Raw genomic sequence first — 20,296 nt, 5'->3', positions numbered from 1 at the left:
TTAACGCTGCTCGTGCCGCTTGAACACAAATTCTTTCTCGTTGCTCTCTTCGGCCACAAAGAAGTAGCCATCAACATCAAACTGTTTCAGCTGCTCAGGCTGCGTCAGGCGCTGCTGAATGATGTAGCGGCTCATCAGGCCACGTGCTTTTTTCGCATAGAAACTGATGACTTTGAACTTGCCGTTTTTCTCGTCGAGGAAGACCGGTTTGATCAGGCGGCCTTGCAGCGCTTTGGGTTTGATCGCTTTAAAATATTCGTCAGAAGCGAGGTTGATAAGCACATCATCGCCCTGTTCCTGCAATGCTTCGTTGAGCTTTTGCGTCAGCAGTTCGCCCCAGAAATCATAGAGATCTTTGCCGGCCGGATTCGCGAGTTTAATGCCCATCTCCAGACGGTAAGGCTGCATCAAATCTAACGGGCGCAGTAAGCCATATAGTCCGGAGAGCATACGCAGATGCTGCTGGGCAAAGCTGAAATCTGCTTCACTAAAGGTCTCGGCTTGCAGGCCGGTATAAACGTCGCCTTTAAAGGCCAAAATCGCCTGACGGGCATTTTCCAGCGAAAAGGGCGGCTGCCAGGCGTTAAAACGATCGGTATTCAGATGGGCTAATTTGTCGCTAATGCTCATCAACGAGGCAATTTGTGCTGGTGACAGATCGCGCGCGACGTCAATTAACTGTTGTGACTTTTCTAACAGCGCTGGCTGGCTGAAGTGCTGCGTTGCCAGCGGAGAGTCGTAATCCAGTGTTTTTGCTGGTGAGATCACCATTAACATTGCTATTTCCTCAGTGAACCCGCAGAAATTTCAGGGTATTAACCCGGCTTTAATCGGTGCAGTGTAACAAAAAAAGCTGCACGCATCGGCAAATCACTGCTATCAGTTTGCGCTATCGTAATGCGCAAAAGCTCACCTTGCGCCACGGTCTGCGCGTGATATTATCGCAACATGCTTTTTACAGAATTGTTTACACCCTGACAGTTAACTAAGAGAAAAAAGCCATGACGGACAAACTGACTTCCTTGCGTCAACTGACCACTGTGGTTGCTGACACCGGCGATATCGCAGCGATGAAGCTGTACCAGCCGCAAGACGCAACGACCAACCCTTCCCTGATCCTCAACGCCGCCAAGATCCCTGAGTACCGTAAACTGATCGATGAAGCGATTGCATGGGCGCGTGAGCAAAATGGCCGCAAGGAAGACCTGCTCTCTCTGATTTCTGACAAACTGGCCGTCAACATTGGTCTGGAAATCCTGAAACTGATCCCTGGCCGTATCTCAACGGAAGTTGATGCGCGTCTCTCTTACGATACTGAAGGCAGCATCGCTAAGGCGCACAGCCTGATCAAACTGTACAACGATGCGGGTATCAGCAATGACCGTATCCTGATCAAGCTGGCTTCAACCTGGCAGGGTATCCGCGCTGCTGAGCAGTTAGAGAAAGAAGGCATCAACTGTAACCTGACTCTGCTGTTCTCCTTCGCGCAGGCTCGTGCTTGTGCAGAAGCAGGTGTATTCCTGATCTCACCATTTGTTGGCCGTATCCTCGACTGGTACAAAGCCAACACTGACAAAAAAGAGTACGCCGCACACGAAGATCCAGGCGTGGTTTCTGTGTCAGAAATCTACAACTACTACAAGCAGCACGGCTACGAGACCGTAGTTATGGGTGCAAGCTTCCGTAACGTAGGTGAAATCATTGAGCTGGCTGGCTGTGACCGCCTGACCATCGCACCAGCACTGCTGAAAGAGCTGGCGGAGAGCGAAGGGACTCTGGAACGTAAACTGAGCTACAGCGGTGAAGTTAAAGCGCGTCCAGCGAAGATGACCGAAGCTGAGTTCCTGTGGCAGCACAACCAGGATCCAATGGCGGTCGCTAAACTGGCTGAAGGCATCCGTAACTTTGCCGTAGACCAGGGCAAACTCGAGAAGATGATCGAAGAGCTGCTGTAATTCTCCTACCGTGGTGGCCCCGCTGCCACGGTTTTTCTTTTCTCCGCTTTCCCGCTTGTACTATCCTGTCGTCTGTCCCCTCTCTTTTTTGCGCTTTTGCGCCTGATTTTAGCGAAAACAGCATGAATACATTACGAATTGGACTGGTTTCAGTCTCCGATCGCGCCGCCAATGGGCTTTACCAGGATCAGGGCATTCCTGCACTTGAGGCCTGGCTGTCAGGTGCGCTCGCCACACCGTTTGAAATTGAAACCCGCCTGGTACCGGATGAACAGCCGATGATTGAGCATGCGCTGTGTGAACTGGTGGATGAGCGTTTCTGCCATCTGGTGCTGACGACCGGTGGCACCGGGCCCGCACGTCGTGATGTGACGCCGGATGCCACTCTGGCGATTGCCGACAGAGAAATGCCGGGCTTTGGTGAGCAAATGCGCCAGATTAGCTTGCAGTTTGTGCCTACCGCGATCCTCTCACGCCAGGTGGGTGTGATCCGTAAGCAATCACTGATTCTGAACCTGCCGGGTCAGCCAAAGTCGATCAAAGAGACGCTGGAAGGCCTGAAGGATAGCGAAGGCAAAGTGCTGGTGCCGGGCATTTTTGCGGCTGTACCATATTGTTTACAGTTGCTGGAAGGGCCATACGTGGAAACGCATGCGGCCGTGGTAGCAGCTTTCCGTCCTAAGAGTGCTATTCGTGAGATTAATCACTAAAAATCGCCGGATTACGTTATAAATGCAACTGCTGCTGGTGTGGCTAAAGATTGACGGTATAGTAACTGAAACTTTACAACCCGTTTAATTTTTACTCTGGAAGCTGCACCATTATGGACCCACATCAGCCTGTCACTCTTCGTCGCCAGGATTACACCACGCTGGCACTGGCCGCCCTGGGCGGGGCGCTGGAATTCTACGATTTCATCATCTTCGTGTTTTTTGCCACCGTGATTGGCCAACTGTTTTTCCCCCCGGATTTGCCAGAGTGGCTGCGTCAGTTACAGACCTTCGCCATCTTTGCTGCGGGTTATCTGGCGCGCCCATTAGGTGGCCTGGTGATGGCGCACTTTGGCGACAAGGTGGGCCGAAAGAAAATGTTCAGCCTGAGCATTCTCCTGATGGCATTGCCAACGCTGGTGATGGGCGCACTGCCGACGTTTGCCACGATTGGCGTCGCGGCACCTTTACTGATGTTGCTGATGCGTATGCTGCAAGGTGCTGCCATTGGCGGTGAAGTTCCGGGAGCCTGGGTGTTTGTTGCTGAACATGTGCCACAGCAGCGGGTCGGCTTTGCCTGCGGCACCTTAACGGCAGGCTTAACCGCGGGGATTCTGCTGGGGTCGCTGGTGGCCACTGGCATCAGCACCTGGTTGAGTCCTGCGGATATCAGCGCTTATGGCTGGCGTATTCCGTTTTTCCTCGGTGGCATCTTTGGTTTGATAGCCATGTACCTGCGCCGCTGGTTGCATGAGACGCCGGTCTTCAAACAGATGCAGCAGCGCAAATCGCTGGCCGACAAGCTACCGATCCAGACCATTTTGTCTCAGCATAAACGCAGTATTGTGGTTTCGATGCTGCTCACCTGGCTGCTCTCTGCCTGCATTGTGGTGGTGATTCTCATGGCACCGACATTAATGCAGAAGCAGGGCATTACAGCGGCGCTGAGTTTGCAGGCGAACAGTCTCGCCACCATCATGTTGCTGCTGGGCTGTATTGTGGCGGGATGGGCTGTCGATCGGTTTGGCGCACCGCGCGCACTGTTGGTGGGTTCGGTGTTGATGGGGATTTGCACCTGGCACTTTTTCCATCAGTTCCACAGTTCCACGGCTGCACTGTTTGCCAGCTATGCACTGGCGGGGTTTAGTGTCGGTGTGGTCGGCGTGGTGCCCTTTATTATGGTCAGCACTTTCCCTGCTGCGGTCCGCTTCACGGGCATCTCTTTTTCTTACAATCTCTCATACGCCATTTTTGGTGGTCTGACGCCGATCTTTGTCACCTTACTGTTGCAGGTAACGGCGCTGGCTCCCGCCTGGTATGTACTGATTCTGGCAGCGGTGGGGGTGTTGGTTAGCGCCTATTTACTCGCTTCACAGCGGGGTCGTGCGGTGCTGAGTGAAGTGAATATTTAATCGCCAATCTTTAGCGCATTAACGGAGAACGTAATTTTTTTTTAATTTAACCCTTGATGCGCTTTGAACTGGCCCCATTTAGTTGTCATCGAGAGGTTGTGAGCGATGAAAAAAAGAGGCGTTGCGAGTTGAAACTCAACAAAGCGACCGCATCTAAGGTTCACAACCCGAACTGGCAAAGAATTCAAGTGGGAGACGTTTAGATGGGTAAGATTATTGGTATTGACCTGGGTACAACCAACTCTTGTGTTGCGGTTATGGATGGCACCAAAGCGCGCGTACTGGAGAATGCTGAAGGCGACCGCACCACGCCGTCGATCATCGCATACACTCAGGATGGCGAAACTCTGGTCGGTCAACCGGCTAAACGTCAGGCTGTGACTAACCCGCAGAACACCCTGTTCGCGATTAAGCGCCTGATTGGTCGTCGCTTCCAGGACGAAGAAGTACAGCGCGATATCAAAATCATGCCATACAAAATCACCAATGCAGACAATGGTGATGCATGGCTGGACGTGAAGGGCCAGAAAATGGCACCACCGCAGATCTCTGCGGAAGTCCTGAAAAAAATGAAAAAGACTGCGGAAGATTTCCTGGGCGAGGCAGTAACTGAAGCTGTTATCACCGTTCCAGCATACTTCAACGATGCTCAGCGTCAGGCAACTAAAGATGCCGGCCGTATCGCGGGTCTGGAAGTAAAACGTATCATCAACGAACCAACCGCAGCTGCACTGGCTTACGGTCTGGATAAAGGCCAGGGCAACCGTACTATCGCGGTATATGACCTGGGTGGTGGTACTTTCGATATCTCCATCATCGAAATCGATGAAGTTGACGGTGAGAAAACCTTCGAAGTTCTGGCAACCAACGGTGATACTCACCTCGGTGGTGAAGACTTCGACAGCCGCCTGATCAACTATCTGGTAGCAGAATTCAAGAAAGACCAGGGTATCGATCTGCACAACGATCCACTGGCAATGCAGCGTCTGAAAGAAGCCGCTGAGAAAGCGAAAATTGAACTGTCATCTGCTCAGCAGACCGACGTGAACCTGCCGTACATCACTGCAGATGCCACCGGTCCTAAGCACCTGAACATCAAAGTGACCCGCGCTAAGCTGGAATCACTGGTAGAAGATCTGGTTGCTCGTTCAATCGATCCACTGAAAGTTGCACTGCAAGATGCTGGCCTGTCTGTTTCTGATATCAACGACATCATCCTGGTCGGTGGTCAGACTCGTATGCCAATGGTGCAGGCGAAAGTGACCGAGTTCTTCGGTAAAGAGCCACGTAAAGACGTTAACCCGGATGAAGCAGTAGCTGTTGGTGCTGCGGTTCAGGGCGGCGTGTTGGCGGGCGACGTGAAAGACGTACTGCTGCTGGACGTTACCCCACTGTCACTGGGTATCGAAACCATGGGCGGCGTGATGACTTCACTGATCACCAAAAACACCACCATCCCAACCAAGCACAGCCAGGTGTTCTCTACTGCAGAAGACAACCAGTCTGCGGTGACCATCCATGTGCTGCAGGGTGAGCGTAAGCGTTCAGGCGATAACAAATCACTGGGCCAGTTCAACCTGGATGGTATTCAGGCTGCGCCACGCGGTATGCCACAGATCGAAGTGACCTTCGACCTCGATGCTGACGGTATCCTGCACGTTTCCGCGAAAGACAAAAACAGCGGTAAAGAGCAGAAGATCACCATTAAAGCTTCTTCAGGTCTGAACGAAGAAGAGATCGAAAAAATGGTGCGCGACGCAGAAGCGAACGCCGAGTCTGACCGTAAGTTCGAAGAGCTGGTTCAGACGCGCAACCAGGGTGACCAGGTTGTTCACAGCACCCGTAAGCAGCTGGAAGAAGCCGGTGACAAACTGTCTGCCGACGACAAAGCACCAATCGAATCTGCGCTGACCGAGCTGGAAACTGCGCTGAAAGGCGAAGACAAAGCGGCAATCGAAGCGAAGATTCAGGCGCTGATGGAAGTTTCAAGCAAACTGATCGAACTGGCTCAGCAGCAGCAGGCAGGCGCGGCAGCAGACGCTGGCGATGCTTCAGCGAAGAAAGATGACGACGTTGTCGACGCTGAATTCGAAGAAGTTAAAGATAAAAAATAATTGCCCCTGACCGGGCACGACGGTTGGCCTGACAGCCGTTGAAACCAGCACGGGCGTAGGAGTTTTCTCCACGCCCGTGCGAGCATGTTAAGGGCTAAAAATGGCAAAACAAGATTTTTACGAGATCTTAGGCGTCTCAAAATCGGCAGACGAGCGCGAAATCAAAAAAGCCTATAAGCGTCTGGCGATGAAATACCACCCGGACCGTAATCCGGGCGACAAAGAAGCCGAAGCGAAATTTAAAGAAGTAAAAGAAGCCTACGAAATCCTTACCGATGCGCAGAAGCGCGCAGCTTACGACCAGTACGGTCACGCAGCCTTTGAACAGGGCGGCGGTGGCGGCGGCTTTGGTGGTGGCTTCGGTGGCGGTGGTGCTGATTTCAGCGATATCTTTGGCGACGTATTCGGTGACATCTTTGGTGGCGGCCGCCGTCAGCGCGCAGCCCGTGGTGCCGATTTGCGCTACAACATGGAGCTGACGCTGGAAGAAGCGGTACGCGGCGTGACCAAAGAGATCCGCATTCCAACCCTGGAAGAGTGTGACGTTTGCCACGGCAGCGGTGCAAAAGCCGGTACCAAACCACAGACGTGTTCAACCTGTCACGGTCAAGGTCAGGTGCAGATGCGCCAGGGCTTCTTCACCGTACAGCAGGCCTGTCCGACCTGTCATGGTCGTGGTTCGGTGATCAAAGACCCTTGCAACGCCTGTCACGGCCATGGCCGGGTTGAGCGATCCAAAACGCTGTCAGTGAAAATCCCTGCGGGTGTTGATACCGGCGACCGTATTCGTCTGAGCGGCGAAGGGGAAGCAGGAGAGCAGGGCGCGCCAGCGGGCGATCTCTACGTTCAGGTTTCTGTGAAGAAACACGCGATCTTCGAGCGTGAAGATAACAACCTGTACTGTGAAGTCCCGATCAACTTCTCAATGGCAGCACTGGGCGGCGAAATTGAAGTGCCGACGCTGGATGGCCGTGTGAAGCTGAAAGTGCCTTCTGAAACCCAAACCGGCAAGCTGTTCCGTATGCGCGGTAAAGGGGTGAAATCAGTACGCGGTGGTGCGGTAGGTGACTTGCTGTGCCGTGTTGTGGTGGAAACCCCAGTCAGCCTCAACGAGAAGCAGAAAAACCTGCTGCGTGAGCTGGAAGAGAGTTTTGGCGGCCCAACCGGTGAAAACAACAGCCCACGTTCGAAGAGCTTCTTCGACGGCGTAAAAAAATTCTTTGATGACCTGACGCGATAAGCAACAGGCTCTATCTTAAAGAGGCGGATATCTTGTATATCCGCCTCTTTTTTTATTGATTTATGTCATGTTCTTTACCTTTAAACGGTAAAGAAGCTTTTTCTTGAAGTAAACGCCCTTTTGGTCATGTGTAACAAAAGGTAAACTCCGCGCTGGCTGATTTAACTCAGGAGGAGTTGTGAATAAACCCCGCAGTTTGACGTGTTATTTAAAGAGTTTTATCGCAAGTGATGCCAGTACCGGCATTGTATTAATTATTGCTGCTGTGGCAGCGATGATCCTCGCTAACGCCAGCGCCACTGCGCACTGGTATCAGAGCATCTTACAGACGCCAGTTGAAGTCCGCTTTGGCGCGCTCGATATCAGTAAAGATTTGCTGTTGTGGATCAACGATGCGCTGATGGCCCTGTTCTTCCTGCTGATTGGCCTTGAGGTGAAGCGCGAATTGGTAAGCGGTGAGTTGGCGAGCCGCGACAAGGCGATTTTCCCGGTGATTGCCGCCCTGGGGGGCATGATTGCGCCAGGTCTGATCTTCACGCTGTTCAACCATGGCGATCCCATTGCCCGTAACGGTTGGGCGATCCCTACCGCTACCGATATCGCTTTTGCTCTGGGTGTGCTCGCTTTACTGGGCAGCCGTGTGCCTGCTGCGCTGAAAGTCTTCCTGATGGCGCTGGCGATCATTGACGATCTGGGTGCCATTGTCATTATCGCACTGTTCTATACCAGCGACCTTTCGCTGCTCTCTCTCAGTGTTGCAGCTGGGGCGATTGTGGTATTAGCGTTGTTGAACCGCTTCAATGTGCGCAACCTCGCTATCTATATGTTGGTTGGCGTGGTGCTGTGGACGGCGGTATTGAAATCCGGTGTCCATGCGACGCTCGCTGGCGTGGTAGTCGGTTTCTTTGTCCCACTGAAAGAAGAAAGGGGCCACTCCCCAGCTGAGCACCTGGCGCACGGTTTAATGCCGTGGGTAAACTGGCTGATCCTGCCGCTGTTCGCTTTCGCGAACGCCGGGATCTCGCTGGCAGGTATCACCTTTAGCGATGTCTTCTCACCGGAACCGATGGGCATTATTCTCGGTTTGCTGATCGGCAAGCCTTTAGGCATCACGCTGTTCTGTTGGCTGGCGGTGAAGTGGCGGCTGGCAGTATTGCCGGAAAATACCCACATCAGAGATATTGCGGCAATTGGTGTGCTGTGTGGCATCGGTTTTACCATGTCGATATTCATCAGCTCACTGGCGTTTGATGCCACCCATGAGCAACTGGTGACATTCTCGAAACTGGGTATTCTGAGCGGCTCGCTACTGTCAGCGGTGCTGGGATATCTGTTGTTACGGATCAAGTTGCGCTGATGGAGAAGGGGGGATGATTCCCCCCTTTTGCTTACTGCACCGTTTTAAGGGTGCGATGTGACTGGCGATCGAGCTGAACCAGACTGAGATCGGCATTCAGGACCCACACCGACTGGTTATCTTTACTGAACGCGATAGCCTGGCGAGGGCCGTTCAGCCCGGTGACGGTTTTCGTGACGGCGAGGCTGGCGACATCAATCACGGAAAGCGAGTTATCCGCCAGATTGCCGCTGTAAAGGAACTTCCCATCCGGCGTTAGCGCTGCGCCATAGGGCTCTTTACCGACGGCGATAGTCTTAACGATTTTGCGTGTCGCAACATCAACCACTGCGATCGAATCACTGCCGCTGTTTGCGGCAAACACCGTTTTGCCATCTGCGGTGATTGAAATGGCACGAATTTTATTAAATCCGGTAATCTCCCCCACGATGCGGTCACTGTTGGTCTCTACCAGCGTGATTTTATCGCCGACAAAATTGGTGACCAGTAGCAGTTTGCCATCTGGGCTGAGTTTGACGCCCTGGCGCGGTTGAGAGAAACCCTGAATGACAGCTGAGGCGATGCCGTACTCACTGCTGAAATGAGAGACTGTGCTGCTGGCCTGGTTGTTAGCGTAGAGACTTTTACCGTCCCTGCTGATGGCTGTTCCAAATACGCCAGGGCCAGCCGCAATATTCAGGGTGTTTTTTAATGTGGCGGTTTCTATTTTACTTATTTTTCCCAGACTGCTATCGGAAATATAAAAGTAGTCACCATCAGGCGAGAAGAGAATATTTCTTGGGGTCAGATAGCCTTGCAGTGTCTCCCTGATTTTACCCGTGGTTAAATCATAGATAATAATCTCTGAACGTTCGCTATTCGCGACAACCGCAATTTTTTCATCTGTGCTGATTGCCAGCGTGTTATTTTTAATCTGCGCATCAAAGCGCTGGTTATCGGCCACCGCTTTGGCGCTACAGCCCGCGACGGGCAGGACATTTGCCAGCGTAGAAGGGCTGAATGTGAGGGCGAGTAAACTGGTGATAAGCACGGCTAAGGCGTGTTTTTGCATAAAAGATTCCTGCGGTTCGGGGAGTTATGAGTATTAAGTCATCTCAGTATGGCCCGCGCAGGGTAGCAAATAATAAATGAGAATCTGGTCACCCCATGGTATTCCCAGACCGGTCTTTGGTTTTTTTGTGCGAAAGGGTATTCGGAGAAACATTATTCTCACGACCATTGAGTCGCGTTAATAAACTTTTTTCATCGCAACACTGTTGCGGCACGCATCAAGCCCATCGTCGCATGCGATCAGCAGAAAGGTTTTGTCGTGGGTGTGCAAACTGAAGTCTCAGGATGTTGGAGGGGCGGAACTATCCTGTGTGTTGGGTTGTTCGATGTCGTAGCCTGTCGAGAAAAAACAGGCGAAAAAAAACCGGCTCAGAGCCGGTTCTTTTCAACAAAGCGATAAGCAGTGGCGATTAAGCCAGTTTGCTGATCTGTGCAGCCAGGTTTGCTTTATGGCGTGCAGCTTTGTTTTTGTGGATCAGACCTTTAGCAGCCTGACGGTCCACGATTGGTTGCATTTCGTTGAATGCATTCTGCGCAGCAGCTTTATCGCCAGTAGCGATGGCCGCGTATACTTTCTTAACGAAAGTACGCATCATAGAACGGTTGCTCGCGTTATGCTTGCGACGTTTCTCAGATGTTACGGCGCGTTTCTTAGCTGATTTGATATTAGCCAAGGTACAACTCCCAAATGTGTTCTATATGGACAAATCAAAGGCCGAGGACTATGCCTTTTGCGCCTTCTTTTGTCAATGGATTTGTGCAAATAAGCGCCGCTTTAGGGGCAACACTCGGTTACGTATTTGATGGCGCAAGATTCTACCAGCTTCATGCCTGTGAATACAGCTTTTCGCCATAAAATTGTTGTAAGCAGGGCCGGGAGTGGCGCTTTGTAGCGAAAGCAGAGGCTTAATGCAGGAAAGGCGCGCAGACGGGTTAACCTTGACCGCTTTCAAGGGTATAATCCGCCGATTTCCACCGGTTTGAGTCTGCCATGAAGTTTATCCGCGGTATTCACAATCTGAAAGCACAACAGCAGGGCTGTGTCCTGACGATTGGTAATTTTGACGGCGTTCACCGGGGCCATCAGTCATTGATGTCCCAGTTGGTTGCCGAAGGCCAAAAACGGCAGTTGCCGGTCACTGTGATGTTGTTCGAGCCACAGCCGCTGGAGCTGTTTGCGAGCGATAAAGCACCTGCTCGCCTGACTCGCCTGCGTGAAAAACTGCGCTATCTGGCGGAGATGGGGGTCGACAATGTGCTGTGTGTCCGTTTTGACCGCCGCTTTGCGGCATGGACCGCAGAGGCGTTTATTCGCGAACTGCTGGTGGATAAACTCAATGTTAAACTGCTCGCAGTAGGTGATGATTTCCGCTTTGGTGCTGGTCGCGAAGGGGATTTCCTGCTATTAGAGAAGGCTGGCGCAGAATATGGTTTTGACGTGGTAAGCACGGAAACCTTCTGCGATGGCGGCAAGCGTATCAGCAGCACTGCCGTGCGCGAAGCACTGGCAAATGATGATCTGCAGCAAGCCCAGACGTTACTGGGCCATCCATTTAGTATCTCCGGGCGCGTAGTGCATGGTGATGCACTGGGTCGTACCATCGGCTTCCCTACGGCTAATCTCCCTTTGCGTCGCTCTGTCACGCCGGTAAAAGGCGTGTATGCGGTTGAGGTGCATGGGGTCAGCGAGCAGCCGATTGCCGGGGTAGCTAATATTGGTACCCGCCCGACGGTAAAAGGTGTACGCCAGCAGCTTGAAGTTCACCTGTTGGATACACATATCAATTTATACGGGCATCATATTGACGTGGTGCTCAGAATGAAAATTCGCAATGAGCAGCGCTTTGCGTCGCTGGATGCGTTGAAAGAACAAATAGCGAAAGATGTGGTGACGGCCCGCCAATTTTTTGGGCTAAAAACACCGGTTTAATGACCGAAATACGGAACCGAGAATCTGATGAGTGACTATAAATCTACCCTGAATCTGCCGGAAACGGGGTTCCCGATGCGTGGCGATCTGGCCAAGCGCGAACCGGGAATGCTGCAGCGTTGGACTGATGACAATCTGTACGGCATCATCCGCGCAGCTAAAAAAGGGAAAAAAACCTTTATTCTGCATGATGGCCCTCCTTATGCGAATGGCAGCATTCATATTGGTCACTCCGTTAACAAGATTCTGAAAGACATTATCGTGAAGTCCAAAGGCATGGCGGGCTACGATTCGCCATACGTTCCAGGTTGGGACTGCCACGGACTGCCGATCGAACACAAAGTCGAGCAGATGATTGGCAAGCCTGGTGAGAAAGTCACTGCGGCTGAGTTCCGTGCTGCCTGCCGTAACTATGCGGCTGAACAGGTTGAAGCGCAGAAGAAAGACTTTATCCGCCTTGGCGTTCTGGGCGACTGGGATCGTCCATACCTGACGATGGACTTCAAAACCGAAGCCAACATCATCCGCGCACTGGGTAAAATCATCGGTAATGGCCACCTGCACAAAGGGGCAAAACCGGTGCACTGGTGTATCGATTGCCGCTCAGCGTTGGCTGAAGCCGAAGTTGAGTACTACGACAAAACCTCACCGTCCATTGACGTGATGTTCAACGCTATCGATGCTGCGGCAGTGGCGGAGAAATTTGGTGCCAGCAACGTTAACGGCCCAATCTCTCTGGTCATCTGGACCACCACGCCGTGGACGATGCCAGCAAACCGTGCGATCTCACTGCACGCAGAATTTGACTATCAGCTGGTGCAAATCGAAGGCCGCGCACTGATCCTCGCGACCGACCTGGTAGAAGGCGTGCTGAAACGCGCAGGTGTCACCGAGTGGACCGTGCTGGGCGAAATCAAAGGCGCTGAGCTGGAGCTGCAGAAATTCCAACATCCGTTCCTGGAAAACATCCAGTCTCCGGTGTTGCTGGGTGAACACGTTACCCTCGAAGCGGGTACCGGTGCTGTACACACTGCACCAGGTCACGGCCCGGATGACTTTGTTATCGGCCAGAAGTACGGCATTGAAGTGGCTAACCCGGTTGGCCCAGATGGCGCTTACCTGCCAGGGACTTACCCAGGTCTGGATGGCGTAAATGTCTTTAAAGCCAACGATCTGATTGTTGAACTGCTGCGTGAAAAAGGCGCGCTGTTGCACGTAGAAAAACTGCTGCACAGCTACCCACACTGCTGGCGTCACAAAACCCCAATCATTTTCCGTGCGACGCCACAGTGGTTTATCAGCATGGATCAGAAAGGGTTGCGCGCGCAGTCACTGAAAGAGATTAAAGGCGTGCAGTGGATCCCAGACTGGGGCCAGGCACGTATCGAAGCGATGGTTGCTAACCGTCCTGACTGGTGCATCTCCCGTCAGCGTACGTGGGGCGTGCCGATGTCTCTGTTTGTCCACAAAGACACTGAGCAACTGCACCCAGACTCACTGGCGCTGATGGAAAAAGTCGCGCAGCGTGTTGAGCAGGAAGGTATTCAGGCATGGTGGGATCTCGACCCGCGTGACCTGATGGGCGATGACGCGGACAACTACGTTAAAGTCCCGGATACGCTGGACGTTTGGTTTGACTCAGGTTCAACCAGCTCTGCTGTGGTTGATGCGCGCCCAGAGTTCGGCGGCCATTCAGCTGACATGTATCTGGAAGGGTCGGATCAGCACCGTGGCTGGTTTATGTCCTCGTTGATGATCGGCACCGCAATGAAAGGTAAAGCGCCTTATCGTCAGGTGTTGACGCACGGTTTCACCGTTGATGGTCAGGGCCGTAAAATGTCCAAATCCATCGGTAACACCGTAGCGCCGCAGGATGTGATGGACAAACTGGGTGCCGACATTCTGCGTCTGTGGGTCGCTTCAACCGACTACTCAGGCGAGATGGCGGTGTCCGATGAAATTCTGAAGCGTGCCGCAGATACCTATCGTCGTATTCGTAACACCGCGCGTTTCCTGCTGGCAAACCTGGCAGGCTTCAATCCGGCAACGGATAGCGTGAAGCCAGAAGAGATGGTGGTGGTGGATCGTTGGGCCGTAGGCCGCGCGCTGGCAGCCCAGAACGACATCATCAACTCTTATGAGAATTATGATTTCCACGAAGTGGTACAGCGTCTGATGCAGTTCTGTTCTATTGAGATGGGCTCGTTCTATCTCGATGTGATCAAAGACCGCCAGTACACCGCGAAAGGCGACAGCCTGGCACGTCGTAGCTGCCAGACGGCTCTGTGGCACATTGCTGAAGCGCTGGTTCGCTGGATGGCACCGATCATGTCCTTTACTGCGGATGAGATCTGGGGCTACTTGCCAGGTGAGCGTACGCAGTATGTCTTCACTGAAGAGTGGTATGGCGATCTGTTTGGCCTTGCCGAAGGTGAAGCACTGAACGACGCATACTGGGACGATCTGCTGAAAGTGCGTGGCGAAGTGAACAAGGTACTGGAGCAGGCGCGCAGTGATAAGCGTCTTGGCGGTGCTTTGGAGGCTAACGTGACGCTGTTTGCTGAACCGGAGCTGGCCGCGAAGCTGCAAGCGCTGGGCGACGAGCTGCGCTTCGTACTGCTGACCTCCGGCGCAACGGTAGCGGATTACGCTCAGGCGGGCGAAGATGCACAGCAGAGTGAACTGTTCAAAGGTCTGAAAATTGCGTTGCAGAAGGCAGAAGGCGAGAAATGTCCGCGCTGCTGGCATTACACTACGGATGTGGGACAGAACGCAGAACATGCTGCAGTCTGTGGCCGCTGTTATACCAACGTCCACGGACAAGGTGAAGAGCGTAAGTTTGCCTGATGACTAAACCTGTACTTTCAACCGGATTGCGCTGGCTGTGGCTGGTGCTGGTACTGATTGGCGTCGATTTTGCCGCCAAGCAGTGGGTGATGGACAACATGATGCTGCATGAAACACTGCCGCTCATGCCGTTCTTCAATCTGTTCTATGCCCATAACTATGGTGCTGCGTTCAGCTTCCTCGCCGATAAAGGCGGCTGGCAGCGCTGGTTCTTTGCGGGTATTGCGATTGCAATCGTCGTAGCGCTGTTGGTGATGATGTACCGCAACCGCGCTAGCCAGAAGATCACCAACATCGCCTACGCGTTGATTATTGGTGGTGCGCTGGGCAATCTGTTTGACCGTGCTTACCATGGTTTTGTGGTCGATTTTATCGACTTCTATATCGGTGACTGGCACTTCGCCACGTTTAATATCGCTGACTGCGGCATCTGTATTGGTGCCGCGTTGGTGGTGCTGGAGGGGTTCATCAACCCCGCCAGCAAACAGGAAAAACAGAAAGGGTAAGGCAATGACAGACTCTGTACAGCATGACAGTGCCGTGCTGGTGCACTTTTCACTGAAGCTGGAGGATGGCTCAGTGGCTGAGTCCACCCGTGCAAACGGTAAGCCTGCAATGTTTTTCCTCGGCGATGGCAGCCTGTCAGAAGCGCTGGAAAAGCAGCTGCTGACGCGTAAACAGGGTGACAAGTTCGCGTTCACCCTGGAGCCGGAGGATGCGTTTGGTCCTACCAGCCCGGATCTGATTCAGTACTTCTCCCGTCGTGAATTTAATGATGCGGGTGAACCAGAAGTCGGTGCCATCATGCTGTTCAGCGGCAGAGGCGGAAGCGAAATGCCTGGTGTGATTCGCGAAGTGTCGGGGGATTCGATTACCGTCGACTTCAACCATCCATTGGCTGGGCACCGGGTGCAGTTTGACATCGAAGTGCTGGAGATTGATCCGGTGCTGGAGGCAAGCGATGCAAATTCTGTTAGCTAATCCACGCGGCTTCTGTGCCGGTGTTGATCGTGCCATTAGTATTGTAGAGCGCGCGCTGGAGATGTATGGCGCGCCAATCTATGTGCGCCACGAAGTGGTGCACAACCGCTATGTGGTGAACAGCCTGCGTGAGCGTGGGGCGATCTTCATCGAAGAGATCAGTGATGTCCCGGACGACGCTATTCTGATCTTCTCCGCGCACGGCGTTTCGCAGGCGGTACGCTCAGAAGCAAAGGCACGTAATCTGACCATGTTGTTTGATGCGACCTGTCCTCTGGTCACTAAAGTACACATGGAAGTTGCGCGTGCCAGCCGCAAAGGGACGGAAGCGATCCTGATTGGTCACGCGGGACACCCGGAAGTGGAAGGCACCATGGGACAGTACAACAATGCCAACGGCGGTATGTACCTGGTCGAATCCCCGGAAGATGTCTTTAAGCTGCAGGTCAAAGATGAGAGCAATCTCTGCTTTATGACCCAGACCACGCTGTCAGTCGATGATACCTACGAAGTGATTGATGCACTGCGTCAGCGCTTCCCAGCCATTGTCGGTCCGCGTAAAGATGATATTTGCTATGCAACGACCAACCGTCAGGAAGCGGTTCGCGTGCTGGCGCGTGATGCAGAAGTCGTATTGGTGGTAGGTTCGAAGAACTCCTCCAACTCGAATCGTCTTGCGGAACTGGCACAGCGTGCCGGTAAGCTGGCTAAGCTGATTGACTCTGCCGACGACATCCAGGAAGAGTGGGTGAAAGGCAAAGAGATTATCGGCGTGACGGCCGGCGCTTCAGCGCCAGATATTCTGGTGCAGCAGGTGATTCAACGTCTGCAAGAGTACGGTGGCAAGGCGGCAATTGAGCTGATTGGCCGCGAAGAGAACATTGTCTTTGAAGTGCCAAAAGAGCTGCGAGTCGAAGTTAAGCAGCTGTAGCACAATAAAAAAACCGATGCCCAGGCATCGGTTTTTTTTTTGCACTCAATCAGGATTTTCCCGCCATTGAGATGACATCGGCACTGTGCAGCGCCAGCAGGTCATCCATTTTCTGCTGCAATTCCCGATCCTGATGGGCAAGCGATGCCACGGAGAGATTCAAAAAAACCTTCATCTGCTCTTTGATAAAGCGTTTCTTATCCGGGTGCTCAGTGAAAATGTCTGCCACCAGATGAATATCGGCGGGAGTATCAAGTGCGGAAGTTTTTCCCTGAGCCACTGGGCTGTGCGACAACACCTGGCGAAACAGGCGATCTTTGAGTGGCTGATACTTGCGGTCAATAGACGCAATACTGTTGAGGATTGACTCGAGGTGGGTACGGGCTAGAGGGGAATCTTTTAGCGCTGTGAAGTGCTGTTTCAGTTCGGCATTATTTAACGTCAGGGTGCTGCTATCCAGTATTGCCCCCTCAAACCGGGTTGCTGAGAGCTTAGCTTCCAGCAGCCGGGTTTGCGCCAGATTGGCCGCTCGCAGATCACAATGATGCAAAGAGCAGTTTTCTAATCGCGAACCCGCCAGGCTGGCATGGCTGAGGCTGGCATGATCCAGATTACAATTCACTAATTTAGCGGCCAGCAGCTGTGTGCCCTGCATGGTGCTGTTGCGTAAATCACAATCCTGCATTTCTGCGCGCACCAGCCGGTTATTATTCAACGTGCAGTGGGAAAGATTGCATCGCTCAAAGGTAAGCTGCGGCAGGTGCAGTTCTGACAGTTCAGACCCGCTAAAATTCTCCCCGGTTAACTGGCTCCCCGGCGGCAAAATTTGCTGGCGCAGCGCGATGGTTGGCGTTAGCGAATTCAGTAAATGTTTCACCAGCTCAGTTTCATTGCTGGCAACGGCACAGCGCGCCAGCTCGATTTTGATATCTTGTGGTGTGTGGTTAAAGCGATCCTGGAAACTGGCGTTATCGGCTTGCAGGAAACTGGCTTTAAGATCTTGCAGGCTGTTAAACGCCCGCGGTAAAGCCGTTAGTGGCTGTGATGTAGAAGTGGAAAGGGGATGGAAAATACCTGGCATAAAAATACTCCTCTGAGGATGCCGCTGTGTTTTCCAGTGGCTATCCGTTTCATAACGCGAGCCGGTTGGCTGTGCCCAGATTGGGTGATTGAAGTCTGCGGAGAGTTCGCATGCGGGCAATCTGTTTTACTGATAATCCCGTCCGGCTGGCGTAAAATTCTTATCTTCGATTTATAAGGGTAGCGTGCACGTTAACTGCTGGTTAACCTGAGTACGCTTTGCATGCATAGTTTGACTTCAGGAATGAATAGTTATGAAAAATAGCCGCATCGCCATTGTTGGCGCATCGGGCCGAATGGGCCGCTTTTTGATTCAGGCCACCCAACAGGCAGAAGGCGCAGAATTAGGCGCAGCGCTGGTACGCAGCGGTTCGACGTTAGTCGGCAGCGATGCTGGTGAACTCGCGGGAGTAGGACATATTGGTATCACGTTGACGGACGACCTGCTCAGCGTGATCGATGACTTTGATGTCTTGATCGACTTTACCCGCCCGGAAGGCACCCTGGCGTATCTGGAACTGTGTCGTCAGCACCAGAAAGCCATCGTGATCGGCACGACCGGATTCGATGAGGCAGGAAAAGCGGCTATCCGTGCTGCTGCAGAAGAGATTGGTGTGGTGTTCGCGGCTAACTTTAGTGTTGGCGTCAACCTGGTGCTTAAGCTGCTGGAGAAAGCCGCCAAAGTGATGGGTGACTACGCGGACATCGAGATCATTGAAGCGCACCATCGTCATAAAGTGGATGCTCCTTCGGGGACGGCGCTGGCAATGGGTGAAGCCATTGCGGATGCGATGAACTGGAAGCTGGATGAACATGCCGTGTATGCCCGTGAAGGCTACACCGGCGAGCGTGAAGCACAGAGCATCGGCTTCGCGACAGTACGGGCGGGTGACATTGTGGGGGAGCACACCGCGATGTTTGCGGATGTCGGTGAGCGCGTTGAAATCACCCACAAGGCCTCCAGCCGCATGACTTTCGCCACTGGTGCTGTGAAATCGGCGTTATGGCTCAAGGATAAGAAATCTGGCCTGTTTGATATGCGAGATGTGCTGGATTTATCGATGTTGTGAGTGTTGTGAACCATCGTGATGTGGTTGTTTCAATCAGTAATGCATTGATTGAAAAGGGCAATGTTATCATTGCCCTTAATTTTATATAAAAATAAAGTGTTTGATGCGATTTTTGTGTGTAACGGTTATTTTTTATTGATTTCCCTGTTTTTTGTCGTCAAAGGCCATTATTTTTGACCATTTGGTCAAAACAATTAGCTCGCTAGTCTATTTTTTCAGATCTAACACCCAGGCAAACGATTTTTTTACTGACTTTTTATCTGTTTTTACCCTGTACTCCTCTTTTTAGCACTCTGAACCCCGAAATAAGCAAAAAAAATGCCCTTCTGACTGGACAACTAGCGGGGTGATCATTAGAATGCGCGCAATTTGCCAAAAATCGATTAAACAGGCGTTTTTGACGTTGATTCAGGCAGTGGTTATGAATTAATATGCAATTAATGTGACTGTTTATTCCCTGGAGGATGTTTTGATTAAGTCAGCGCTCTTGGTTCTGGAAGACGGAACCCAATTCCACGGTCGGGCCATCGGGGCAACCGGAACGGCAGTGGGGGAGGTCGTTTTCAACACGTCAATGACCGGTTATCAAGAAATCCTCACTGATCCTTCCTATTCCCGCCAGATTGTCACTCTCACTTATCCCCATATTGGTAATGTCGGCGCCAATGCCGCAGATGAAGAATCTAGCCAAATTCATGCACAAGGCCTTGTTATTCGTGACCTGCCACTGATTGCCAGTAACTTCCGTAGCGAAGAGAGCCTGTCAGCGTATCTGGAACGTAACAACATCGTCGGCATCGCGGATATCGATACCCGTAAGCTGACGCGCCTGCTGCGTGAAAAAGGGGCGCAGAACGGTTGCATCATCGCGGGTGATAACCCAGATGCCGCACTGGCACTGCAACAGGCTCAGGCATTCCCTGGCCTGAAAGGGATGGACCTGGCGAAAGAAGTGACCACGGCGGAAACTTACGCCTGGCAGCAGGGCAGCTGGACACTGGAAGGTGACCTGCCAGCAGCGAAAACCGCAGCTGAACTGCCTTATCACGTTGTCGCCTATGATTACGGCGCAAAACGCAACATCCTGCGTATGCTGGTGGATCGCGGCTGCCGCCTGACGGTAGTGCCAGCGCAAACCCCGGCCGAAGATGTGCTGAAGCTCAATCCAGACGGTATTTTCCTGTCCAACGGCCCTGGTGACCCGGAGCCATGTGATTACGCCATCAGCGCGATTCAGTCTTTCCTGCAGACGGACATTCCTGTCTTCGGTATCTGCCTCGGCCACCAGTTATTAGCGCTGGCGAGCGGTGCAAAAACCGTCAAGATGAAACTGGGCCACCACGGTGGTAACCACCCGGTACAGGATCTGGACAACAACACGGTGATGATCACCGCACAGAACCACGGTTTCGCAGTAGATGAAAACAGCCTGCCTGCGAACCTGCGCGTGACGCATATTTCGCTGTTCGATAAAACCGTGCAGGGTATTCACCGTACCGACAAACCGGCGTTCAGCTTCCAGGGCCACCCTGAAGCCAGCCCGGGTCCGCACGATGCAGCACCGCTGTTTGACCACTTTATTGAGCTGATTGCAGCCTTCCGTTCTAACGCTAAGTAAT

General features: G+C 52.6%; 17 protein-coding genes. 13 read left to right on the top strand and 4 right to left on the bottom strand.

What is annotated here, in order from left to right; all coding sequences use genetic code 11:
• Complete coding sequence (yaaA, locus tag B880_RS0101485; RefSeq protein WP_017345615.1) at nt 1-777, bottom strand: peroxide stress protein YaaA; 777 nt, start codon at nt 775-777, stop codon at nt 1-3.
• 224 nt (nt 778-1,001) lie between these two features.
• Between yaaA and tal the strand changes: the two genes are divergently transcribed.
• From tal to nhaA, 6 genes are all read left to right on the top strand, one after another.
• Nucleotides 1,002-1,955: a transaldolase gene (gene tal, locus B880_RS0101480; RefSeq protein WP_017345614.1), complete on the top strand. Its 954-nt coding sequence runs from the start codon at nt 1,002-1,004 to the stop codon at nt 1,953-1,955.
• A 122-nt stretch (nt 1,956-2,077) separates the two neighbouring features.
• Nucleotides 2,078-2,665: a molybdopterin adenylyltransferase gene (gene mog / locus B880_RS0101475; RefSeq protein ID WP_017345613.1), complete on the top strand. Its 588-nt coding sequence runs from the start codon at nt 2,078-2,080 to the stop codon at nt 2,663-2,665.
• Nucleotides 2,666-2,778: 113 nt separating this feature from the next.
• On the top strand, nt 2,779-4,077 hold the full coding sequence (locus B880_RS0101470; RefSeq protein ID WP_017345612.1) for an MFS transporter: 1,299 nt from the start codon (nt 2,779-2,781) through the stop codon (nt 4,075-4,077).
• 203 nt (nt 4,078-4,280) lie between these two features.
• On the top strand, nt 4,281-6,191 hold the full coding sequence (gene dnaK / locus B880_RS0101465) for a molecular chaperone DnaK (RefSeq protein ID WP_017345611.1): 1,911 nt from the start codon (nt 4,281-4,283) through the stop codon (nt 6,189-6,191).
• A gap of 100 nt (nt 6,192-6,291) precedes the next feature.
• Nucleotides 6,292-7,431: a molecular chaperone DnaJ gene (gene dnaJ, locus B880_RS0101460; RefSeq protein WP_017345610.1), complete on the top strand. Its 1,140-nt coding sequence runs from the start codon at nt 6,292-6,294 to the stop codon at nt 7,429-7,431.
• A 178-nt stretch (nt 7,432-7,609) separates the two neighbouring features.
• On the top strand, nt 7,610-8,788 hold the full coding sequence (nhaA, locus tag B880_RS0101455; protein WP_017345609.1) for a Na+/H+ antiporter NhaA: 1,179 nt from the start codon (nt 7,610-7,612) through the stop codon (nt 8,786-8,788).
• A 31-nt stretch (nt 8,789-8,819) separates the two neighbouring features.
• Here nhaA and B880_RS0101450 read toward each other — a convergent pair whose 3' ends face one another.
• Together B880_RS0101450 and rpsT are read right to left on the bottom strand one after the other, a co-directional pair.
• On the bottom strand, nt 8,820-9,839 hold the full coding sequence (locus B880_RS0101450) for a YVTN family beta-propeller repeat protein (RefSeq protein WP_017345608.1): 1,020 nt from the start codon (nt 9,837-9,839) through the stop codon (nt 8,820-8,822).
• A 409-nt stretch (nt 9,840-10,248) separates the two neighbouring features.
• Nucleotides 10,249-10,512: a 30S ribosomal protein S20 gene (gene rpsT / locus B880_RS0101445; RefSeq protein ID WP_026042361.1), complete on the bottom strand. Its 264-nt coding sequence runs from the start codon at nt 10,510-10,512 to the stop codon at nt 10,249-10,251.
• A 317-nt stretch (nt 10,513-10,829) separates the two neighbouring features.
• On the opposite strand from rpsT, the gene ribF reads away from it, so the two are divergent.
• From ribF to ispH, 5 genes are read left to right on the top strand one after another with little or no spacing between them, the layout of a single operon-like run.
• Complete coding sequence (gene ribF, locus B880_RS0101440) at nt 10,830-11,768, top strand: bifunctional riboflavin kinase/FAD synthetase (protein WP_017345606.1); 939 nt, start codon at nt 10,830-10,832, stop codon at nt 11,766-11,768.
• Nucleotides 11,769-11,795: 27 nt separating this feature from the next.
• On the top strand, nt 11,796-14,615 hold the full coding sequence (ileS, locus tag B880_RS0101435) for an isoleucine--tRNA ligase (RefSeq protein ID WP_017345605.1): 2,820 nt from the start codon (nt 11,796-11,798) through the stop codon (nt 14,613-14,615).
• On the top strand, nt 14,615-15,121 hold the full coding sequence (lspA, locus tag B880_RS0101430; protein ID WP_017345604.1) for a signal peptidase II: 507 nt from the start codon (nt 14,615-14,617) through the stop codon (nt 15,119-15,121). Before ileS ends, lspA begins: the two co-directional genes overlap by 1 nt.
• 4 nt (nt 15,122-15,125) lie before the next feature.
• Entirely contained in the window at nt 15,126-15,596 is a 471-nt protein-coding gene (fkpB, locus tag B880_RS0101425) for an FKBP-type peptidyl-prolyl cis-trans isomerase (RefSeq protein WP_017345603.1), read from the top strand.
• Nucleotides 15,577-16,527, top strand: a complete 951-nt coding sequence (gene ispH, locus B880_RS0101420; protein WP_017345602.1) for a 4-hydroxy-3-methylbut-2-enyl diphosphate reductase — start codon at nt 15,577-15,579, stop codon at nt 16,525-16,527. Before fkpB ends, ispH begins: the two co-directional genes overlap by 20 nt.
• A 49-nt stretch (nt 16,528-16,576) precedes the next feature.
• Here the strand turns inward: ispH and B880_RS25565 are convergent, their stop codons facing one another.
• Complete coding sequence (locus tag B880_RS25565) at nt 16,577-17,608, bottom strand: pentapeptide repeat-containing protein (RefSeq protein WP_017345601.1); 1,032 nt, start codon at nt 17,606-17,608, stop codon at nt 16,577-16,579.
• A gap of 253 nt (nt 17,609-17,861) precedes the next feature.
• Here B880_RS25565 and dapB point away from each other — a divergent pair, with 253 nt between their 5' ends.
• Together dapB and carA are read left to right on the top strand one after the other, a co-directional pair.
• On the top strand, nt 17,862-18,677 hold the full coding sequence (gene dapB, locus B880_RS0101410; protein WP_017345600.1) for a 4-hydroxy-tetrahydrodipicolinate reductase: 816 nt from the start codon (nt 17,862-17,864) through the stop codon (nt 18,675-18,677).
• Nucleotides 18,678-19,146: 469 nt separating this feature from the next.
• Nucleotides 19,147-20,295, top strand: coding sequence for a glutamine-hydrolyzing carbamoyl-phosphate synthase small subunit (carA, locus tag B880_RS0101400; protein ID WP_026042360.1), 1,149 nt, complete (start codon nt 19,147-19,149; stop codon nt 20,293-20,295).
• Nucleotide 20,296: the final 1 nt, after the last annotated feature.

Source organism: Pantoea sp. A4 (genome assembly GCF_000295955.2).
Classification (GTDB): domain Bacteria; phylum Pseudomonadota; class Gammaproteobacteria; order Enterobacterales; family Enterobacteriaceae; genus Pantoea; species Pantoea multigeneris.
Note: the sequence above shows the minus strand (reverse complement) of the source record. Positions and strands in the feature narration are given on the sequence as shown.

Bases quoted from the DNA above. Each gene is read 5' to 3' on its own strand.
- yaaA (WP_017345615.1), bottom strand. From the start codon at position 777: ATGTTAATGGTGATCTCACCAGCAAAAACACTGGATTACGACTCTCCG.
- tal (WP_017345614.1), top strand. From the start codon at position 1,002: ATGACGGACAAACTGACTTCCTTGCGTCAACTGACCACTGTGGTTGCT.
- mog (WP_017345613.1), top strand. From the start codon at position 2,078: ATGAATACATTACGAATTGGACTGGTTTCAGTCTCCGATCGCGCCGCC.
- B880_RS0101470 (WP_017345612.1), top strand. From the start codon at position 2,779: ATGGACCCACATCAGCCTGTCACTCTTCGTCGCCAGGATTACACCACG.
- dnaK (WP_017345611.1), top strand. From the start codon at position 4,281: ATGGGTAAGATTATTGGTATTGACCTGGGTACAACCAACTCTTGTGTT.
- dnaJ (WP_017345610.1), top strand. From the start codon at position 6,292: ATGGCAAAACAAGATTTTTACGAGATCTTAGGCGTCTCAAAATCGGCA.
- B880_RS0101450 (WP_017345608.1), bottom strand. From the start codon at position 9,839: ATGCAAAAACACGCCTTAGCCGTGCTTATCACCAGTTTACTCGCCCTC.
- ribF (WP_017345606.1), top strand. From the start codon at position 10,830: ATGAAGTTTATCCGCGGTATTCACAATCTGAAAGCACAACAGCAGGGC.
- ileS (WP_017345605.1), top strand. From the start codon at position 11,796: ATGAGTGACTATAAATCTACCCTGAATCTGCCGGAAACGGGGTTCCCG.
- lspA (WP_017345604.1), top strand. From the start codon at position 14,615: ATGACTAAACCTGTACTTTCAACCGGATTGCGCTGGCTGTGGCTGGTG.
- fkpB (WP_017345603.1), top strand. From the start codon at position 15,126: ATGACAGACTCTGTACAGCATGACAGTGCCGTGCTGGTGCACTTTTCA.
- ispH (WP_017345602.1), top strand. From the start codon at position 15,577: ATGCAAATTCTGTTAGCTAATCCACGCGGCTTCTGTGCCGGTGTTGAT.
- B880_RS25565 (WP_017345601.1), bottom strand. From the start codon at position 17,608: ATGCCAGGTATTTTCCATCCCCTTTCCACTTCTACATCACAGCCACTA.
- dapB (WP_017345600.1), top strand. From the start codon at position 17,862: ATGAAAAATAGCCGCATCGCCATTGTTGGCGCATCGGGCCGAATGGGC.